Source organism: Pseudocolwellia agarivorans, assembly GCF_002000085.1.
In the GTDB taxonomy this organism is placed as follows: Bacteria; Pseudomonadota; Gammaproteobacteria; order Enterobacterales; family Alteromonadaceae; genus Pseudocolwellia; species Pseudocolwellia agarivorans.
On the sequence record NZ_MUZU01000005.1, the window covers coordinates 24,403 to 41,825 of the forward strand.

The following is a 17,423-nucleotide window of genomic DNA, read 5'->3' on the forward strand; positions in this document are numbered from 1 at the left end:
TAGTGATATGATTAAGTTAAAAAAAAACCATTCTTTTTATAAGAATGGTTTTTATAATATTGATTTAATTAAATTTTACTATATATCTAAGTTAGCTACTTTAAGAGCATTCTCTTCAATAAAGTTTCTTCTAGGTTCTACATGATCACCCATTAGCGTTGTAAACAGTTGATCAGCAGCAATTGCATCTTCAATTGTTACTCGTAGCATTCTGCGTGTTTCAGGATCCATTGTAGTTTCCCACAATTGGCTAGGGTTCATTTCACCCAATCCTTTATAGCGTTGTATATATTGACCACGTTTAGATTCAGCCATCAACCAGTTAAGAGCTTCTTCAAACTCAGATACAGGCTTAATTTTTTCACCACGTTTTACATAGCCACCTTCTTCAATTAAACCATTAATTGAGGTATTTAAATCAACTATTTCTTTAAATTCATTAGACTCAATAAATTCATAACTACAGTTATATTCAGTATCAATACCATGTTTACGTACGATAAAGCTCGGGTAAAATATTTGTCTTTCTGGATCTTTTTTAACAACAACAGAGTAAATTGAACCATTACCATCTTGGTCATCTAACTGTTTAAGTAAATCAGCAGTCCATATGTCTACTTTACCTTCATCATTAAAATCTTCTTTAAGGATAGGTTTTGAGTAAATCATTTTTTCTAAAATATCAGCTGGAATTTGTCTTGATACACGTTTAATTGTATCCATTGTTTTTCTGTACTGATTCACTAATGTTTCTAATGCAGCACCAGATATTGCAGGTGCAGATTCATTGACATGTAACTCTGCGTTATCTAAAGCAAGCGTAGTTAAGTATTCTGTTAAACCTTCATCGTCTTTAATATACCTTTCTTGCTTACCTTTTTTAACTTTATATAAAGGAGGTTGTGCAATATAAATATAACCACGCTCCATTATTTCAGGCATTTGACGATAGAAGAATGTTAGTAATAAAGTACGTATATGCGAACCATCGACATCAGCATCGGTCATGATAATGATACTGTGATATCTTAATTTATCTGGATCATATTCATCTCTACCAATACCACAGCCTAATGCAGTGATTAGCGTTCCGACTTCCTGTGAAGATATCATCTTATCAAAACGAGCTTTTTCTACGTTTAATATTTTACCTTTTAGTGGAAGTATTGCTTGGTTTTTTCTGTTTCGTCCCTGCTTGGCTGATCCGCCAGCAGAGTCCCCTTCCACTATATATAGTTCAGATAATGCAGGATCTTTTTCTTGGCAATCTGCTAACTTACCTGGTAAACCTGCAATATCTAGAGCACCTTTACGTCGGGTCATTTCACGTGCTTTACGAGCAGCTTCACGAGCTCTTGCCGCATCAACAATCTTCATAATAATTGTACGAGCAACAGCTGGCTTTTCTAATAAATATTCACCTAACTTTTCACCCATAGCTTGTTCAACGGCCGTTTTAACTTCTGAAGAAACTAGCTTGTCTTTAGTTTGCGATGAAAATTTAGGGTCAGGTACTTTTACAGAAATTACAGCGGTTAAACCTTCACGAGCATCATCACCTGATGCATTTGTTTCGGTACTGCCACCTTTTTTAGTTTTGTTCAGGCCTTCTTTAACCATATAACTATTGAGTGTTCTGGTTAATGCTGTTCTAAATCCGCTTAAGTGAGTACCACCGTCACGTTGTGGAATATTGTTAGTAAAACAATGAATATTTTCTTGGAATCCGTCGTTCCATTGCATAGCAACTTCTACAATAATTCCATCGTCTTTAGCTAAATCAAAATAAAATATTTCTTCGTTTACAGGTGTTTTATTTGTATTTAAGTAATCAACAAATGCTTGAATACCACCTTCAAAATGGAAGTGATCTTCTTTACCTTCTTCTCTGTCATCAATTAATTTTATTGATACACCTGAGTTAAGAAATGAAAGTTCACGTATACGCTTAACAAGTAAGTCATAATGAAATAGAACATCAGAGAATGTTTTTGAGCTTGGCCAAAATCTTACTTCTGTTCCTGTTTTATCACTAACACCGATTTCAGCTAATGGAGCTTCAGGCTCACCATGATGATAAGTTTGCTCATAAAGTTTACCAGCCCGACGTATGTTAAGTTTTAATTTATCACTGAGAGCATTTACAACTGAAATCCCAACACCATGCAAACCACCCGAAACTTTATAACCAGAATCTTCACCACCAAATTTACCTCCGGCATGTAGAACAGTCATAATAACTTCTGCTGCTGATACACCTTCTTCAGGATGTAATTCTGTAGGAATACCACGACCATCATCTCTTACTGATACTGAGCCATCTACATGTATTCTTACTACAATTTCACTACAATGACCTGCCAATGCTTCATCAATTGAGTTATCTAAAACTTCAAACACCATATGATGTAATCCAGATCCATCATCTGTATCACCTATATACATACCGGGTCTTTTACGAACTGCATCTAGACCTTTTAGTACTTTTATACTGGCCGAATCATATTCATTTTCTATTGTCATAGCTATTAGCCTATTTCACTCATTTCAAAAATTTTACCATGTTTCACGTGAAACATTTTGTAATTAAGGTCATCAGGAACCAAAGGTTCAATCGCGACTTTATCTATTGCTGTAATAATTACTTGGCAATTTAGTTGATTGATGGCTTCGTTCAAAACAGTTCTTGATTGAGAATCTAGCTCTGCCCCAACATCATCTATCAATAAAATTGGTTTTACTCGTTTTACTTTTTCTATAAGTTTTGCTTGAGCAAAAGTTAAAGCGAGTAAAAACAACTTTTGTTGCCCTCTAGAAAGTTGATTTTCTATTGGTTGTTTTTTCATAAGAAATCGCACATCAAATTTATGAGTCCCTGAAATTGAGTATCCTAGCGTAATTTCACGGGTACGATTACTTTGTAAAACATCTTCAAGCTTAGTATTTTGTTTCCAACCTTGAAAATATTGTATCTCTATATTTTTGTATATATCGGGTAATAATAACTGAGACCAAATTAAAAACTCTTCTTTAAAACTATTTACATATTTAATTCTTAATTCAGAAACGTTATTAGAATGAATACAAAAAACTTCATCCCAATATTTAATTCCATCTAAATTATGACCTGATCTAAGATAAGCATTTCTTTGTTTTAGAATACGGCTAAACTCTTTCCATTCTGTAGAAAAAGATTGTTCCACGTGAAACAATCCTAAATCAACAAAACGTCTTCTTTCTTTAGGTCCACCAAAAAATAATTTAAAACTTTCTGGTGTAATAATCTGAACAGCAATATTTTTAGCAAGTTCGGATAATTTAGTGTGCCTTTGACCATTAATTTTTATTTCTGTTTGATTTGAAATAAAATCTCTGGAAATACCTATTTGTGTATCTTGATCATCTTTAACGCTAACAACAAAAGTAGATTGTTCAAATGAAACTAAATTTTCAACTTTGGTTGTTCTAAAAGATTTACCATGGCCAAGAAAAAATATAGCTTCTAAAAAGCTGCTTTTTCCACTGCCATTGTCACCAATTAAAAAATTTAAATATGGATGTAAATCTGTTTTACATTGTTCAATATTACGAAAATTACTAGTAATTAATCGAACTACACTCATTACAAACGCATAGGCATAACAACATACGTTGCTTCACCAGTATCAGCACCTTCAATAACTACACTACTATTCGCATCAGCAAGAGTAAATTTAACATTAGTATCTTTTATCGCATTAAGTACGTCTAATACATAACTTACATTAAAACCCACTTCTACATCTTCAAACGGAAAGTCAATCTCAACAACTTCTTCAGCTTGTTCTTGCTCAGGGTTATTAGCTGTAATTTTGAGTTCAGAGCTTGAAAAATTAAGTCTTACTCCTCTAAATTTTTCATTTGATAATATAGCGGCACGAGATAAAACTTGTCTCATTTCTTCACGACTAGTTTGTAAAATTTTATCACCGTTACGTGGTAACACTCTTCTATAATCAGGGAAACGACCATCAACTAACTTACTCGTAAATGAAAACTCAGTATCAATAATACGGATATGGTTAGAGCCTAGAAATACTTTTACCGTTTCTTCTAATGGATCAAGTAATCTTATTATTTCTAAAATTCCTTTACGGGGTACTATGACTTGTCTGGTCGGTAAGGCTAAAGTGTCGTTTGAAATTTTACAAATTGCTAAACGGTGACCGTCTGTTGCAACAGAACGAATTTCGTTTCCTTCCGTCTCAATAGACATTCCATTTAAGTAATAACGAACATCTTGATTCGCCATCGAGAAATGTGTACTTTCAATAAGTCTTAAAAATTCTGATTTCAATAATTGAAATTCTACATCACCTTGCCATTCTTCAATATTTGGAAAGTCATCAGCAGATAATGTAGAAAGTGTATATTTACTTCTGCCTGTAGAAATTTTAATTATTTCGTTTTCTAACTCAAACTCCAAAAGAGAATCGTCAGGTAAGCTTTTACAAATATCTAAAAGTTTTCTAGCGGGAATGGTAACTTTAGCATCTTGTGCATGGTTATCAATTTGTGCATAAGAAACCATTTCAAGCTCTAAATCTGTGGCTGTTAGGGTAAGTGACTGCCCACTAACCTCTAACAATACATTACTTAAAATGGGTAATGTACTTTTTCTTTCAACAGCGCCAGAAACAAGTAACAACGGTTTTAAAAGTGATTCCCTATTTATTGAAAACTTCATTTTTATACCTATAAAAATTTTAATTAACTAATTAAGATGAAAGTGTTCTTATCAAGTTTGAATAATCTTCTTTTATGTCGTGAGTTTCTTCTCTCAAAGATTTAACTTTACGACATGCATGTAAAACAGTTGTATGATCTCTCCCGCCAAAAGCATCGCCAATTTCAGGTAAGCTATGATTTGTCAGTTCTTTAGAAAGTGCCATAGCAATTTGTCTTGGACGTGCAACAGATCTATTACGTCTTTTAGATAACAAATCTGAAACTTTAATTTTATAATATTCAGCGACTGTTCTTTGTATGTTATCAATTGTGACAAGTTTATCTTGAAGTGCAAGTAAATCCCGTAAAGCCTCACGAACAAAATCTATTGTTATAGCTCTACCGGTAAAATTAGCATTAGCAACAACTCTATTTAAAGCACCTTCAAGTTCGCGAACATTAGAGCGAAGGCGTTTAGCAATAAAAAATGCAACTTCGTCAGCTAAATTAATATTACTCTCTTCTGCTTTACGCTTTAATATAGCAACACGCGTTTCTAATTCGGGAGGTTCAATTGCAATAGTTAACCCCCAACCAAAACGAGATTTTAATCTGTCTTCAACATCAACTTCTTTAGGATAACGATCACTCGTTAAAATTATTTGTTGATTACCTTCAAGTAAAGCATTGAATGTATGGAAAAATTCTTCTTGAGTGCGATCTTTACCAACAAAGAATTGAATATCATCAATCAATAATGCATCAACAGAACGATAAAATTGTTTAAACTTTTCCATTTCATTGTTTTGCAAGGCACGAACCATATCTTGAACGAAACGTTCTGAATGCATATAGGCTATTTTTGCATCAGGATTATTAGCTAAAATACCATTGCCAACAGCGTGTAATAAATGGGTCTTACCTAAACCAGTACCACCATAAATAAATAATGGATTGTAAGCTGAACCAGGATTGTCAGCTACTTGTGAAGCTGCTGCTCTAGCCAATTGATTAGATTTACCTTCCACGAAGTTATCAAAGGTATATTTATCACGAACGTTGGCTGTTTTAGGTAAAGTCGTTTCTGAAGGTGCTTTAGATTTTTTAACCGTACTCGATTGCGGTGTAGGTGCTTTACTTACCACTTGGTCTGCATTATTAGTAGGAATACTACCAACATCAAAGCGTAACATAGGTGGATTTGTAGGATCATTTAAAGAAACCAATTCATTCAAACGATTCAAATATTTATCTCTTACCCAATCTAATACAAATCGATTAGGTGCAAACAGTGTTACAACATTGTTATCTATAATGCATTGAAGTGGGCGAATCCACATACTAAATTGTTGAGCAGGCAATTCTTCTTGTAAGATAGACAGACAACGTTGCCAATGTGATTGATCCAACCAAAACTCCTAAGATGCTATATTTAATTTTTACTCATTAATAAAAAATTGAAGTAATATAAAATAGCGGAAAACTGTTAAAAAAATTATCTATAAATAGCATTATCTACGTAGTTATCCACAAGTTCAATATTGACATTTACAATAAACCAATAAACCCGCTAAAAATACTATTAACTATATAATTATAATACAATTAATAATTCAATAATAATAATATTTTGATGTTAAAAACCAAGACTAATCACATAAAAACCCTCTGAAATAGTTAATAAAAAAGGTTATATGTGATGAAACTGTGGATACTTAATATTTAATACGAAAGATCAGCTAAGGATCCTTTGAAAAAATACCTATAGTTCATGTTGACGCCTACAATTAATCTGTATATAATTCTGCCTCTTTTTTAGACCAGTGTGCTCATTTTAAGGCGACTTGCCAGGGCAACAACAACCGACGGATTAGCGTAATGAAAAGAACATTTCAACCTAGTGTATTAAAGCGTAAACGCAACCACGGCTTTCGTGCTCGTATGGCAACTAAGAACGGTCGTGCAGTTATTGCACGTCGTCGTGCTAAAGGCCGTGCAAGCTTAAGCGCATAATCTCTTTTTTGATTTATCAAATAGAGTTCGAGTAACTACCATGGTTACTTATGAATTTAATCGGGAGTCACGTTTGTTGACTCCCGGTCAATTCCAATCAGTATTTACTAAACCATTACGTTTTGGTTCTAGTCATATAACAATTCTTGTCATCCAAAATTCTAATAAACTTAATCGTTTGGGTTTAGCTATAGCTAAAAAAAGAGTTAAATTAGCTGTTCAAAGAAATAGAATTAAACGAGTAATTCGAGAAAGTTTTCGTTTAAATCAGCACAACCTCCCCCATATAGATATAGTTGTTATGGTAAAATCAGGTACTGATAAACTAGACAACAAAGAAATTAATCAACAATTAGAAAAAATATGGCGAAAAATAATTCAGCGCCACAAAGTATAGTAATTTATATAATAAAAGCTTACCAACGCTTGCTGAGCCCTTTATTGGGCAACAATTGTAGATTTAATCCAACATGTTCTTTTTATGCTATTGAGGCAATTAATCGCTTTGGAGTGTTAAAAGGTTGTTGGTTAGCGAGCAAACGTATACTAAAATGCCACCCACTTAATGCGGGAGGATCTGATCCCGTGCCACTATCAAAAAAAGAGAAATAATTCATTATGGAATCTCAACGCAGTTTTTTGTTTATTGCGCTAATGGTTGTTACCTATTTATTATTTACTGAATGGCAAAAAGATAATGCCCCAGTAATTGAACAACCAGCACAAGTACAAACTAATACTATTCAAAATGCTAACGGCGAATATATTCCCGAATCATCAACTAATAGCGCCGTAATTCAAGAATCAATTAATCCTGTTAAACAGCTTGTATCTGTAAATACAGATGTTTTAGCAATAAAAATTGATACTCGTGGTGGTGATATTGTTGAAGCTAAATTATTAGAATTTAATACCGAGCAAGGTAATGGAATTCCATTTACATTAATGCAAAATGGTCCAAAAAAATATATAGCACAAAGTGGCTTAATTGGTGAACAAGGTATAGATCGTGTTATTAAAGGTCGTCCAATTTATCAAACTCAAGCAACAACGTATGAACTCGCAGATAAAGATTCAATAGCTGTTGATTTAAACTTTGTAACCACTGATGGATTGGCAGTAACCAAACGCTTCACCTTTAATAAAGCAAGCTATAGCGTTAATGTTGAATACATCATTAAAAATGACACAGCAGCTGTCGCTAGTGTGCAAATGTATGCTCAACTGAAACAATCAACGCTAGTAGAAAGCGGCTCAGCACTTATGCCAACATATAATGGAGCTGCATATTCTACAACTGACGAAAGGTACGAAAAATATGGTTTTGATGATATAGCAGAGAAGAAGTTATCTCTTTCAACCATAGGTGGTTGGATTGCAATGTCAGAGCATTACTTTGTATCATCATGGATACCAAATAAAGACGATTTAAATCAGCTTTATACTACATATACTTCAAATCAAGATGCTGTCATTGGCTACAAAGCACCTATAATTTCAATACAACCAAATACCGAAATAACCACGTCTGCTATTTTATATGTAGGACCAAAGGATCAAGATGTACTTGAAACAATAGCTCCAAACTTAGATCTTACAATTGACTACGGTTTTTTGTGGATGATCAGTAAAGCATTGTTTTGGTTACTAATACAAATTCAATCTATTGTATCAAACTGGGGTTTAGCTATTATAGTAATTACTTTAATAGTTAAAGGTGCAATGTACCCGCTAACAAAAGCGCAGTACACATCTATGGCAAAAATGCGTGCTTTAGCGCCTAAAATGGCTCAATTAAAAGAACGTTTTGGTGATGATAGACAAAAAATGTCTCAAGCCACAATGGAAATGTACCGTAAAGAAAAAGTAAATCCTGCTGGTGGTTGCTTACCATTACTTATACAAATGCCTATATTCTTAGCTTTGTATTGGGTATTTTTAGAAAGTGTTGAATTACGCCATGCACCTTTCATGTTATGGATACAAGATTTATCTGCAATGGATCCTTACTACGTATTACCTGTACTTATGGGTATCAGTATGTTTGTAATGCAAAAGATGCAACCCATGACAATACAAGATCCAATGCAACAAAAGATAATGCAATACATGCCTGTTGCTTTCTCAGTGTTTATGGCATGGTTCCCATCAGGGTTAGTACTTTATTGGTTTATAAGTAACTTAATTTCAATAGCACAAATGAAAATAATATTTTCAGGATTAGAAAAAGCTAAAGAAAAATAATCAACACGAAAATATATATAAAGGTGACTTAGGTCACCTTTTTTTTTATCAATAATTTCTACATCCCCTTCCACATAATAATTCACATCATGCATATTTAAATACTTTAGGGTTATAATACACACAAAATAAAAGCGTTAAATCGAGTAATAAATGAGTGAAATAAGTTTAGCTAACCTAGCCAAAGAAACCATTGCGGCACAAGCTACTGCACCAGGTAGAGGTGGAGTTGGCATTATCAGAGTATCTGGTCCAGAGGTACAAAATGTAGCTAAAGCTATTTTAGGTAAATTACCTGAACTTAGAAAAGCTGAATATCTTCCTTTTAAAAACTTAAGGGGTGAAATTTTAGATCAAGGAATAGCTTTATATTTTAAAGGCCCTATTTCATTTACTGGTGAAGATATTATTGAATTTCAAGGGCACGGTGGCCCTGTAATTTTAGATATGCTACTCAAAGAAATTTTATCCTTGCCTAAAGTCAGAATGGCAAACCCCGGTGAATTTAGTGAACAAGCATTTTTAAACGATAAGTTAGATTTAACACAAGCAGAAGCCATTGCTGATTTAATCAATTCAAGTTCAGAACAAGCGGCTAAATGTGCACTTAACTCTCTTCAAGGCGACTTCTCTAGACTTATTAATCAACTGGTTGAAGATACTATTCATTTAAGAATGTACGTAGAAGCAGCGATAGACTTTCCAGAGGAAGAAATTGATTTTCTCGCAGATAAAAAAGTTGTAGATAAGCTTAAAAGTATTATTACCCAAGTAATTGATGTGCGTAAACAAGCACAGCAAGGTGCCATTATTAGAGAAGGTATGCGCGTTGTAATTGCAGGCAGGCCTAACGCTGGTAAATCAAGCCTACTCAATTCCCTTAGTGGTAAAGAGAGCGCAATAGTGACAGATATAGCAGGTACCACTCGAGATGTATTATCAGAGCAAATACATATTGATGGTATGCCTTTACATATTATTGATACAGCAGGACTACGAGAAAGCACAGATAAAGTAGAACAAATAGGGATCGAACGAGCTTGGAATGAAATTAACCAAGCAGATCGTGTATTACTTATGGTTGATTCATCACTTAATATTGATGAGGATCCTAAACAGCAATGGCCAGAATTTTTTGCTAAATTACCTGAAAAAATTGGCTTAACCGTTATTCGCAATAAAGCAGATATTAGTAAAGCTCAAACGGGATACTCAAACCCAAATAATACACCTACCATAACATTATCAGCTAAAAATGGTGATGGTGTTGCTGTACTAAAAGAACATTTAAAAGAGATTATGGGCTATCAGGGGAGCACTGAAGGTGGCTTTATGGCCCGTCGTAGACATTTGTCAGCATTAGAAAAAGCCCATAACCACTTAGAAATAGGCTTAGAACAACTAGAATCTTATGTAGCAGGTGAAATACTTGCTGAAGAACTCAGGTTTTGCCAAGAAGAGTTGAACCAAATAACAGGTGAATTTACTAATGATGACTTATTAACTGAGATATTTTCATCATTCTGTATTGGTAAATAGCCGAATAAACAACGAATAAAATCACTTATTTAACCCCATTTATGAGATAAATATGAGTTCATATCAAATTATTGTTGGCAGTATGTTAGGTGGAACTGAGTACGTAGCTGAAGCTTGTGAAGAACAATTAAACGCTTTAGGGCATCAAACTAAGCTACATTTAACACCTAATTTTGAAGAAATAAAAAATAAAAACACAAATTGGCTAATTTGCACTTCAACTCATGGCGCTGGAGATTACCCTGATAACATCCAAAAATTTGTTTTAGATCTTGAAAACAGCACACAGGATCTAACAAGTATTAATTATATGATCATAGGGATCGGTGATCGTAATTATGATACTTATTGCTTAGCTGCTAAAAACATAGATAAACTATTAAATTCAAAAGGTTGTGTAAAAATAACAACAATAAAACTATTGGATATGTCACAAGATATAGATCCAGAAGATCTTGCTCAATGCTGGATTACTGAAAATAAAGATCTATTGTAATGATCTTACTAAGAAGTTATTCACAGAATTACAAAAATAAAACATGTAATGTGTATAACTCTGTGATTAAGCTATTATTTTCTTATTATTATTCAGTGTATATAAATAAAAATTATTCTTCTTGTGGATAACAGCCCCTTTTGATCATAGGTTTAAAGTTAAATGATCCAAGGTTGTAAACAAGCTTTATAGCACCCTAAGTAATTGAAGATTAATAAATAAAAGTACTTATCAACAGAAAAAAGGATCCTTAATAAGTAATAACAACAAGATCTTTAAAAAGATCTTATATATATTTAAGAAGATCATACTAAGATCTTTTTCGGTATTTGATCATTCCCCTCCTCTCAAAAACAAGCTAAAATACGCTCCCTAATTTAAAAAGATCATTAATCTAAAGGTTAAAAAAATTTATGTGGTATCAAGAAACTTATGACGTGATTGTTGTTGGCGGTGGACACGCCGGAACAGAAGCTTGTTTAGCTGCTGCACGTATGGGTTGTAAGACATTATTGTTAACTCATAATATTGACACTTTAGGGCAAATGTCATGTAACCCAGCAATAGGAGGTATTGGCAAAGGTCATCTTGTAAAAGAAATTGATGCTTTAGGCGGATTAATGGCTACTGCAACAGATCATGCTGCAATCCAATTTAGAACTCTAAACGCAAGTAAAGGTCCTGCAGTAAGAGCAACCAGAGCTCAAGCTGATAGATTATTGTATAAATCTTTTGTTAGAAACGCTTTAGAGAACCACGAAAACTTAACTATTTTTCAACAACCTTGTGACGATCTTATTCTAGAAAACGATGTTGTAGTTGGTGTCTCAACACAAATGGGATTAAAGTTTAAAGCTAAATCTGTCGTTTTAACGGTAGGAACATTCTTAGCTGGCCAAATACATATTGGTTTAAATAATTATCAAGGCGGCCGTGCTGGTGATCCTGCAAGTGTTAACTTAGCTAAAAGTTTAAGAGACATGCCATTTAGGATCGATCGTTTAAAAACAGGAACACCTCCTAGACTAGATGCTAGAAGCTTAGACTTTTCAGTGATGCAAGAACAACCAGGTGACGATCCTAGACCCGTATTTTCTTATATGGGAAATAGATCTCAACATCCTGAACAAATTTCTTGTTTTATTACACATACAAATATTAAAACACATGACATCATTCGCGGAGGTCTAGATCGCTCTCCAATGTACACAGGTGTTATTGAAGGTATTGGACCAAGATATTGTCCATCCATTGAAGATAAGATCCATCGTTTTTCTGATAAAGACTCTCATCAAATATTTGTTGAACCTGAAGGTTTAACAACACATGAAATTTATCCAAATGGTATTTCAACAAGTTTACCATTTGACGTACAAATGAACTTAGTAAGATCAATTGTAGGTTTTGAAAATGCTCACATTACAAGACCTGGTTATGCTATAGAATATGACTATTTTGATCCTAGAGATTTAAAACAGACTCTTGAAAGTAAATTTGTTAACAACTTATATTTTGCTGGCCAAATAAATGGAACAACAGGATATGAAGAAGCTGGTGCTCAAGGTTTAATAGCAGCAACAAATGCAGCAGCACGTGTTCAAGGCAAAGAAGAACTTATTTTAGGTCGTGATGAAGCATATATGGGGGTACTTATTGATGACTTAGCAACATTAGGTACTAAAGAACCTTACAGAATGTTTACCTCTCGTGCAGAGTATAGATTATTACTTCGAGAAGATAATGCAGATATTCGCTTAACTGAAAAAGGTTACAAGCTTGGTTTAGTCGACGAAGCTCGTTGGAAACGTTTTAATGAAAAAATGGAAAATGTAGAACTAGAACGTCAGCGTTTAAAAACTACATGGATCCATAAAGATCATGCAGCAGTAGCTGATATTAACCCACTATTAAAAACGCCTATTAGTAGAGAAAATAGCTTAGAAGATTTAATTCGTCGTCCAGAAGTTACTTATGATGATCTAATGAGTATTGAAAGCTTAGGACCAAAATTACAAGATGTACAAGCTGCAGAACAAGTAGAAATTCAAATAAAATATGCAGGCTATATTGATCGCCAGTTAGAAGAAATATCAAAAAAGAAAAAACATGAGCTAACTTTGATCCCTCATGATTTCGATTTTTCACAAATATCAGGCTTATCAAATGAAGTCATTGCAAAACTAACAGATACTCGACCAGAAACTATTGGTAAAGCTTCACGAATTTCAGGTATTACTCCTGCTGCAATTTCGTTATTATTAGTTTATCTAAAAAAGCATGGTTTATTACGTAAATCAGCTTAATCTTTAATCATATGAGCCAGTAATTTATATAATGTTAACTGATAAACTAAAAACACTAATAAAAGAAGCACAATTACAGCTCACCGATCAACAAGTAAAATTGCTTATTGATTACGTAGAATTATTAAATAAATGGAATAAAGCTTACAATCTAACCTCTATACGTGATCCACAAGATATGATTATCAAACATATCATGGACAGTTTAATGATAGGTCCTTTACTCGATGGTCAACATTTTATAGATGTAGGAACAGGTCCTGGTTTACCAGGTATCCCGTTAGCTATAGCCTATCCAGATAAAGAGTTTATTTTATTAGATAGTTTAGGCAAACGAATTACCTTTTTAAAACAGGTTACTTATCAATTATCCCTTAAAAACGTAACCGCAATTCAATCAAGAGTAGAAAAGTATCAACCTGAAAAGCCATTTGATGGTGTTTTAAGTAGAGCATTTTCTTCACTTAATGATATGGTTACCTGGTGTGATCATTTAATATCAAAAGATCATGGAAAATTTCTAGCGCTAAAAGGACAATTTCCAACAGATGAAATTGAAAATTTACCTAGTCACGTAGAAATGATAAAAAGTCATACTATAATTGTTCCTCAGTTAAATGCGGAAAGACATTTAATTGAATTAGTTAAAAAACAATAAAATATTGTAACCGAGAAATTCGAGGGATTTGTGGGAAAAATAATTGCAGTAGCGAATCAAAAAGGAGGTGTTGGTAAAACAACAACCTCAGTAAATTTAGCTGCATCCTTGGCTGCTACAAAAAGAAAAGTATTACTTATCGACCTTGATCCACAAGGTAATGCATCAATGGCCAGTGGTATTGATAAATATGATGCCCCTGCTACATGTTATGAATTACTGGTTGAAGAAAAACCATTTGATGACGTTGTAATAAAAGAAACAACGGGTCTTTATCATTTAATTGCTGCCAATGCTGATGTTACAGCAGTAGAAATTAAATTAATGGAAGTATATTCAAGAGAACAACGATTAAAAAGAGCATTATCTAAAGTAAAAAATGACTACGAATATATAATAATAGACTGCCCCCCTTCATTAAATATGCTTACAGTTAATGCGATGACAGCTGCAGATTCTGTTTTAGTTCCAATGCAATGTGAATATTATGCATTGGAAGGTTTAACGGCACTAATGGATACTATTTCTCAATTGACTTCTGTCGTTAATGGAAATCTACATATAGAAGGTATTTTGCGTACCATGTATGATCCAAGAAATAGATTAGCCAATGATGTATCAGAACAACTTAAGCGCCATTTTGGTGATAAAGTTTATAGAACTGTAATCCCAAGAAATGTCCGTTTAGCTGAAGCACCTAGTTTTGGTTCACCAGCAATGTATTACGATAAATCGTCTACAGGTGCTAAAGCATATTTAGCATTAGCTGGCGAAATATTACGTAAAAATGAAAAGAAAGCTAATAAAGAAACCGTCACAAGTTAACATTCAAGGAAAAGTATGAGTCCAACTAAACGCAGAGGACTAGGCCGTGGTCTAGATGCCCTATTAACACCAGTACCTAAGGACTCAGACACATCTGCTAATCCATCAACAGATTCTCAGCAAAGTGAACTACAAAACCTTCCTATAGAGTTGCTAAATACGGGTAAATATCAACCACGCAAAGATATGTCTGATGAAGCGTTAATTGAATTATCAAATTCGATTAAATCTCAAGGTATTATTCAACCTATTGTGGTCCGACAAATAGATCATCAAAAATATGAAATTATTGCAGGTGAAAGACGTTGGAGAGCAGCGCAAATTGCTGGTTTAGAATTAGTGCCTTGTTTAGTTAAAGATGTTCCTGATGAATCTGCAGTTGCTATGGCGTTAATTGAAAATATTCAACGTGAAGACCTTAATGCCATGGAAGAAGCTATAGCGTTAGAAAGACTTTTAATTGAATTTGAATTAACTCACCAAGAAGTGGCAGACGTTGTTGGAAAATCAAGAACAACGGTCAGTAATTTATTACGACTAAATAACTTGAATAGTGAAGTTAAAACTTTTTTAGAACATGGTGATATTGAAATGGGCCATGCACGAGCATTACTTGGTCTTTCTGATGATGAACAAACAAGTACAGCAAGAATTGTAGTTGCTAAAGAATTAACAGTAAGAGAAACAGAAGCTCTGATAAAAAAATTACAAGAGCCTGTAAAAGAAGTTAAAACAAAGGAAATAGACCCAGATACACAATCATTAGAACAAAACTTATCAGAAAAAATAGGTTCACAAGTTTCGATTTCTCATAATAAAAAAGGTAAAGGTAAACTTGTAATTTCTTATACCAATTTAGATGAACTTGATGGAATAGTTGCTCGATTTAATACCTAAAAAATGTATTAAATGGGTATATAACTATTCACGATAATAAAATTAAAATAATTCGCACAATTTTAGGGCTTACATAGCCCTATTTTGTTGCATTAAAAACGCAATTAAGTATACTTGCGCAGACTTTTTATGTTTAAAGTATTTACTTTAAACATCTGTATGTTTTACGAATATTTTCGTATGGAGCTTTTAGTGAATCTCTTTTCAGAAAACGAGTTAACTAAGCCAGGACTGAAATTAGCGTTTAAACAAATATTCATTAGTTGTATTGTCGTAATGAGTATAACAGTCGGTATATATTTTTTAGGGGATAAAACTTCAGCCAAATCAGCGTTAATCGGTGGTTTGATTGGAATAATACCTAATATAATTTTTGCACTTAAAGCATTTAGATATGCAGGTGCAAAATCAGCTAAAAAAGTAGTTGAGTCCTTTTTTAGTGGTGTAAAAATAAAGATGGTATTAACGGCAATTTTATTTTCACTAGCCTTTAAGTTTTTAGTGATAGAGCCGCTTCCTTTATTTGGCATGTTTTGTTTAGTAATGGTTATGCCGTTACTACAACCAATTATTAATAAACAATAATTGGCATAGTTTTTTTAAACTTTAATCATTAGGGTAATTTAATATGGCTTCAGGTGCTGAAATAACCAGCCAAGAATATATTAAACATCATTTGCAAAATCTTACTGTGGGCGAAGGCTTTTGGGCTGTCCACATAGATACGCTAGGATGGTCAATATTTTTAGGCTTAGTTTTTCTTTACATTTTCCGTTCAGTTGCTAAAAAAGCAAACTCGGGCGTACCAGGAAAACTGCAATGTGCAGTAGAAATGGTAGTAGAATTTGTAGATGACAGTGTAAAAAGTACGTTTCATGGTAAAAATCCAGTTATTGCGCCTTTAGCATTAACTATTTTTGTTTGGGTATTACTAATGAACGCAATGGATTGGGTACCAGTTGACCTTATTCCTCGTATTTTTGAGTTGTTTGGTGTTCATTATATGAAAGCCGTACCAACAACCGATCCAAATATGACTTTTGCATTAGCTTTAGGCGTATTTGTTCTTATTATTTACTATTCAATTAAAGTAAAAGGTGTAGGTGGATTCATTAAAGAATTAACAACGCAACCTTTTGGACATTGGTCTTTATATCCAGTGAACTTTATTCTTGAAATGGTTACTTTATTAGCTCGTCCATTATCATTAGCGTTACGTTTATTTGGTAACTTATATGCAGGTGAGTTGATATTTTTACTGATTGCGACAATAGGTTTATTCCAATTGCCAGTACACTTTTTATGGGCAGCGTTTCACTTGCTGGTTATCCCATTACAAGCGTTTATTTTTATGATGCTAACGATTCTTTATTTGAGTCTTGCGCATGAAGATCACTAACTCTTCGGGACTGAGTTAGAACGACACTAGTCGGGCCGAAGGGTTTAGGGCAGGAAGCCCGTAAAAACAAATTTTTAACTTTAAACTTTAACTTAAATAATCGGAGATAAATATGTTATATATCGCTGTTGCTTTACTAATCGGTTTAGGTGCTTTAGGTACCGCTATCGGTTTTGGTTTACTAGGTGGCAAATTCTTAGAGTCTGCTGCACGTCAACCTGAATTAGCACCTCAACTTCAAGTAAAAATGTTCATCGTAGCAGGTCTTATTGATGCTATCGCAATGATCGGTGTTGCTATCGGCTTATACCTATTATTCGCAGTTGGTGCTTAATTTTTTTT

General features: G+C 33.6%; 17 protein-coding genes. 13 read left to right on the plus strand and 4 right to left on the minus strand.

Annotation, left to right across the window (positions count from 1 at the left end):
- Positions 1-78: 78 nt before the first annotated feature.
- From gyrB to dnaA, 4 genes are read right to left on the minus strand one after another with little or no spacing between them, the layout of a single operon-like run.
- Positions 79-2,523, minus strand: coding sequence for a DNA topoisomerase (ATP-hydrolyzing) subunit B (gyrB, locus tag B0X80_RS09065; protein WP_077339650.1), 2,445 nt, complete (start codon positions 2,521-2,523; stop codon positions 79-81).
- Between the two features lie 5 nt (positions 2,524-2,528).
- On the minus strand, positions 2,529-3,623 hold the full coding sequence (recF, locus tag B0X80_RS09070) for a DNA replication/repair protein RecF (RefSeq protein WP_077339652.1): 1,095 nt from the start codon (positions 3,621-3,623) through the stop codon (positions 2,529-2,531).
- Entirely contained in the window at positions 3,623-4,726 is a 1,104-nt protein-coding gene (dnaN, locus tag B0X80_RS09075; protein ID WP_077339654.1) for a DNA polymerase III subunit beta, read from the minus strand. The genes recF and dnaN overlap by 1 nt, the downstream gene beginning before the upstream one ends.
- Positions 4,727-4,757: 31 nt before the next feature.
- Positions 4,758-6,116 carry a chromosomal replication initiator protein DnaA gene (gene dnaA / locus B0X80_RS09080; protein ID WP_077339656.1) on the minus strand — a complete coding sequence of 453 codons (1,359 nt, stop codon included), beginning with the start codon at positions 6,114-6,116 and terminating at the stop codon, positions 4,758-4,760.
- Positions 6,117-6,585: 469 nt separating this feature from the next.
- Between dnaA and rpmH the strand changes: the two genes are divergently transcribed.
- The 13 genes from rpmH to atpE all read left to right on the plus strand — a co-directional run bounded on the left by rpmH (position 6,586) and on the right by atpE (position 17,415).
- Positions 6,586-6,720: a 50S ribosomal protein L34 gene (gene rpmH, locus B0X80_RS09085; RefSeq protein WP_033080930.1), complete on the plus strand. Its 135-nt coding sequence runs from the start codon at positions 6,586-6,588 to the stop codon at positions 6,718-6,720.
- A gap of 40 nt (positions 6,721-6,760) precedes the next feature.
- Positions 6,761-7,117 carry a ribonuclease P protein component gene (rnpA, locus tag B0X80_RS09090; RefSeq protein WP_076417396.1) on the plus strand — a complete coding sequence of 119 codons (357 nt, stop codon included), beginning with the start codon at positions 6,761-6,763 and terminating at the stop codon, positions 7,115-7,117.
- On the plus strand, positions 7,084-7,332 hold the full coding sequence (gene yidD / locus B0X80_RS09095; RefSeq protein ID WP_077339658.1) for a membrane protein insertion efficiency factor YidD: 249 nt from the start codon (positions 7,084-7,086) through the stop codon (positions 7,330-7,332). The genes rnpA and yidD overlap by 34 nt, the downstream gene beginning before the upstream one ends.
- Positions 7,333-7,338: 6 nt before the next feature.
- Entirely contained in the window at positions 7,339-8,964 is a 1,626-nt protein-coding gene (gene yidC / locus B0X80_RS09100; RefSeq protein WP_077339660.1) for a membrane protein insertase YidC, read from the plus strand.
- A 153-nt stretch (positions 8,965-9,117) separates the two neighbouring features.
- Positions 9,118-10,503 (plus strand): tRNA uridine-5-carboxymethylaminomethyl(34) synthesis GTPase MnmE, encoded by a 1,386-nt coding sequence (gene mnmE, locus B0X80_RS09105; protein ID WP_077339662.1) that lies wholly within the window; start codon positions 9,118-9,120, stop codon positions 10,501-10,503.
- Between the two features lie 52 nt (positions 10,504-10,555).
- Positions 10,556-10,999 (plus strand): flavodoxin domain-containing protein, encoded by a 444-nt coding sequence (locus tag B0X80_RS09110; RefSeq protein ID WP_077339664.1) that lies wholly within the window; start codon positions 10,556-10,558, stop codon positions 10,997-10,999.
- A 413-nt stretch (positions 11,000-11,412) separates the two neighbouring features.
- The gene (gene mnmG, locus B0X80_RS09115; RefSeq protein ID WP_077339666.1) at positions 11,413-13,302 is read left to right on the plus strand and encodes a tRNA uridine-5-carboxymethylaminomethyl(34) synthesis enzyme MnmG; all 1,890 of its coding nucleotides are present in this window, start codon (positions 11,413-11,415) and stop codon (positions 13,300-13,302) included.
- A 31-nt stretch (positions 13,303-13,333) separates the two neighbouring features.
- Positions 13,334-13,960: a 16S rRNA (guanine(527)-N(7))-methyltransferase RsmG gene (rsmG, locus tag B0X80_RS09120; RefSeq protein WP_077339668.1), complete on the plus strand. Its 627-nt coding sequence runs from the start codon at positions 13,334-13,336 to the stop codon at positions 13,958-13,960.
- Between the two features lie 30 nt (positions 13,961-13,990).
- Positions 13,991-14,785 (plus strand): ParA family protein, encoded by a 795-nt coding sequence (locus B0X80_RS09125; protein ID WP_077339670.1) that lies wholly within the window; start codon positions 13,991-13,993, stop codon positions 14,783-14,785.
- Positions 14,786-14,800: 15 nt separating this feature from the next.
- Positions 14,801-15,682, plus strand: coding sequence for a ParB/RepB/Spo0J family partition protein (locus tag B0X80_RS09130; protein ID WP_077339672.1), 882 nt, complete (start codon positions 14,801-14,803; stop codon positions 15,680-15,682).
- Between the two features lie 129 nt (positions 15,683-15,811).
- Positions 15,812-16,267 carry an ATP synthase subunit I gene (locus tag B0X80_RS09135; RefSeq protein ID WP_245825427.1) on the plus strand — a complete coding sequence of 152 codons (456 nt, stop codon included), beginning with the start codon at positions 15,812-15,814 and terminating at the stop codon, positions 16,265-16,267.
- 43 nt (positions 16,268-16,310) lie between these two features.
- A complete protein-coding gene (gene atpB, locus B0X80_RS09140; RefSeq protein WP_077339676.1) occupies positions 16,311-17,081 on the plus strand; it encodes a F0F1 ATP synthase subunit A in 771 nt (256 codons plus the stop codon).
- Between the two features lie 112 nt (positions 17,082-17,193).
- Positions 17,194-17,415: a F0F1 ATP synthase subunit C gene (gene atpE, locus B0X80_RS09145; protein WP_076417406.1), complete on the plus strand. Its 222-nt coding sequence runs from the start codon at positions 17,194-17,196 to the stop codon at positions 17,413-17,415.
- The last annotated feature ends 8 nt before the right edge of the window (positions 17,416-17,423 follow it).

Excerpts from the sequence above, each read along its gene's own strand:
- gyrB (WP_077339650.1), bottom strand. The coding sequence starts at position 2,523 with ATGACAATAGAAAATGAATATGATTCGGCCAGTATAAAAGTACTAAAA.
- atpB (WP_077339676.1), top strand. The coding sequence starts at position 16,311 with ATGGCTTCAGGTGCTGAAATAACCAGCCAAGAATATATTAAACATCAT.
- mnmG (WP_077339666.1), top strand. The coding sequence starts at position 11,413 with ATGTGGTATCAAGAAACTTATGACGTGATTGTTGTTGGCGGTGGACAC.
- B0X80_RS09130 (WP_077339672.1), top strand. The coding sequence starts at position 14,801 with ATGAGTCCAACTAAACGCAGAGGACTAGGCCGTGGTCTAGATGCCCTA.
- rnpA (WP_076417396.1), top strand. The coding sequence starts at position 6,761 with ATGGTTACTTATGAATTTAATCGGGAGTCACGTTTGTTGACTCCCGGT.
- dnaN (WP_077339654.1), bottom strand. The coding sequence starts at position 4,726 with ATGAAGTTTTCAATAAATAGGGAATCACTTTTAAAACCGTTGTTACTT.
- recF (WP_077339652.1), bottom strand. The coding sequence starts at position 3,623 with ATGAGTGTAGTTCGATTAATTACTAGTAATTTTCGTAATATTGAACAA.
- B0X80_RS09135 (WP_245825427.1), top strand. The coding sequence starts at position 15,812 with ATGTTTAAAGTATTTACTTTAAACATCTGTATGTTTTACGAATATTTT.
- yidD (WP_077339658.1), top strand. The coding sequence starts at position 7,084 with ATGGCGAAAAATAATTCAGCGCCACAAAGTATAGTAATTTATATAATA.
- rsmG (WP_077339668.1), top strand. The coding sequence starts at position 13,334 with ATGTTAACTGATAAACTAAAAACACTAATAAAAGAAGCACAATTACAG.
- atpE (WP_076417406.1), top strand. The coding sequence starts at position 17,194 with ATGTTATATATCGCTGTTGCTTTACTAATCGGTTTAGGTGCTTTAGGT.
- yidC (WP_077339660.1), top strand. The coding sequence starts at position 7,339 with ATGGAATCTCAACGCAGTTTTTTGTTTATTGCGCTAATGGTTGTTACC.
- rpmH (WP_033080930.1), top strand. The coding sequence starts at position 6,586 with ATGAAAAGAACATTTCAACCTAGTGTATTAAAGCGTAAACGCAACCAC.
- B0X80_RS09110 (WP_077339664.1), top strand. The coding sequence starts at position 10,556 with ATGAGTTCATATCAAATTATTGTTGGCAGTATGTTAGGTGGAACTGAG.
- mnmE (WP_077339662.1), top strand. The coding sequence starts at position 9,118 with ATGAGTGAAATAAGTTTAGCTAACCTAGCCAAAGAAACCATTGCGGCA.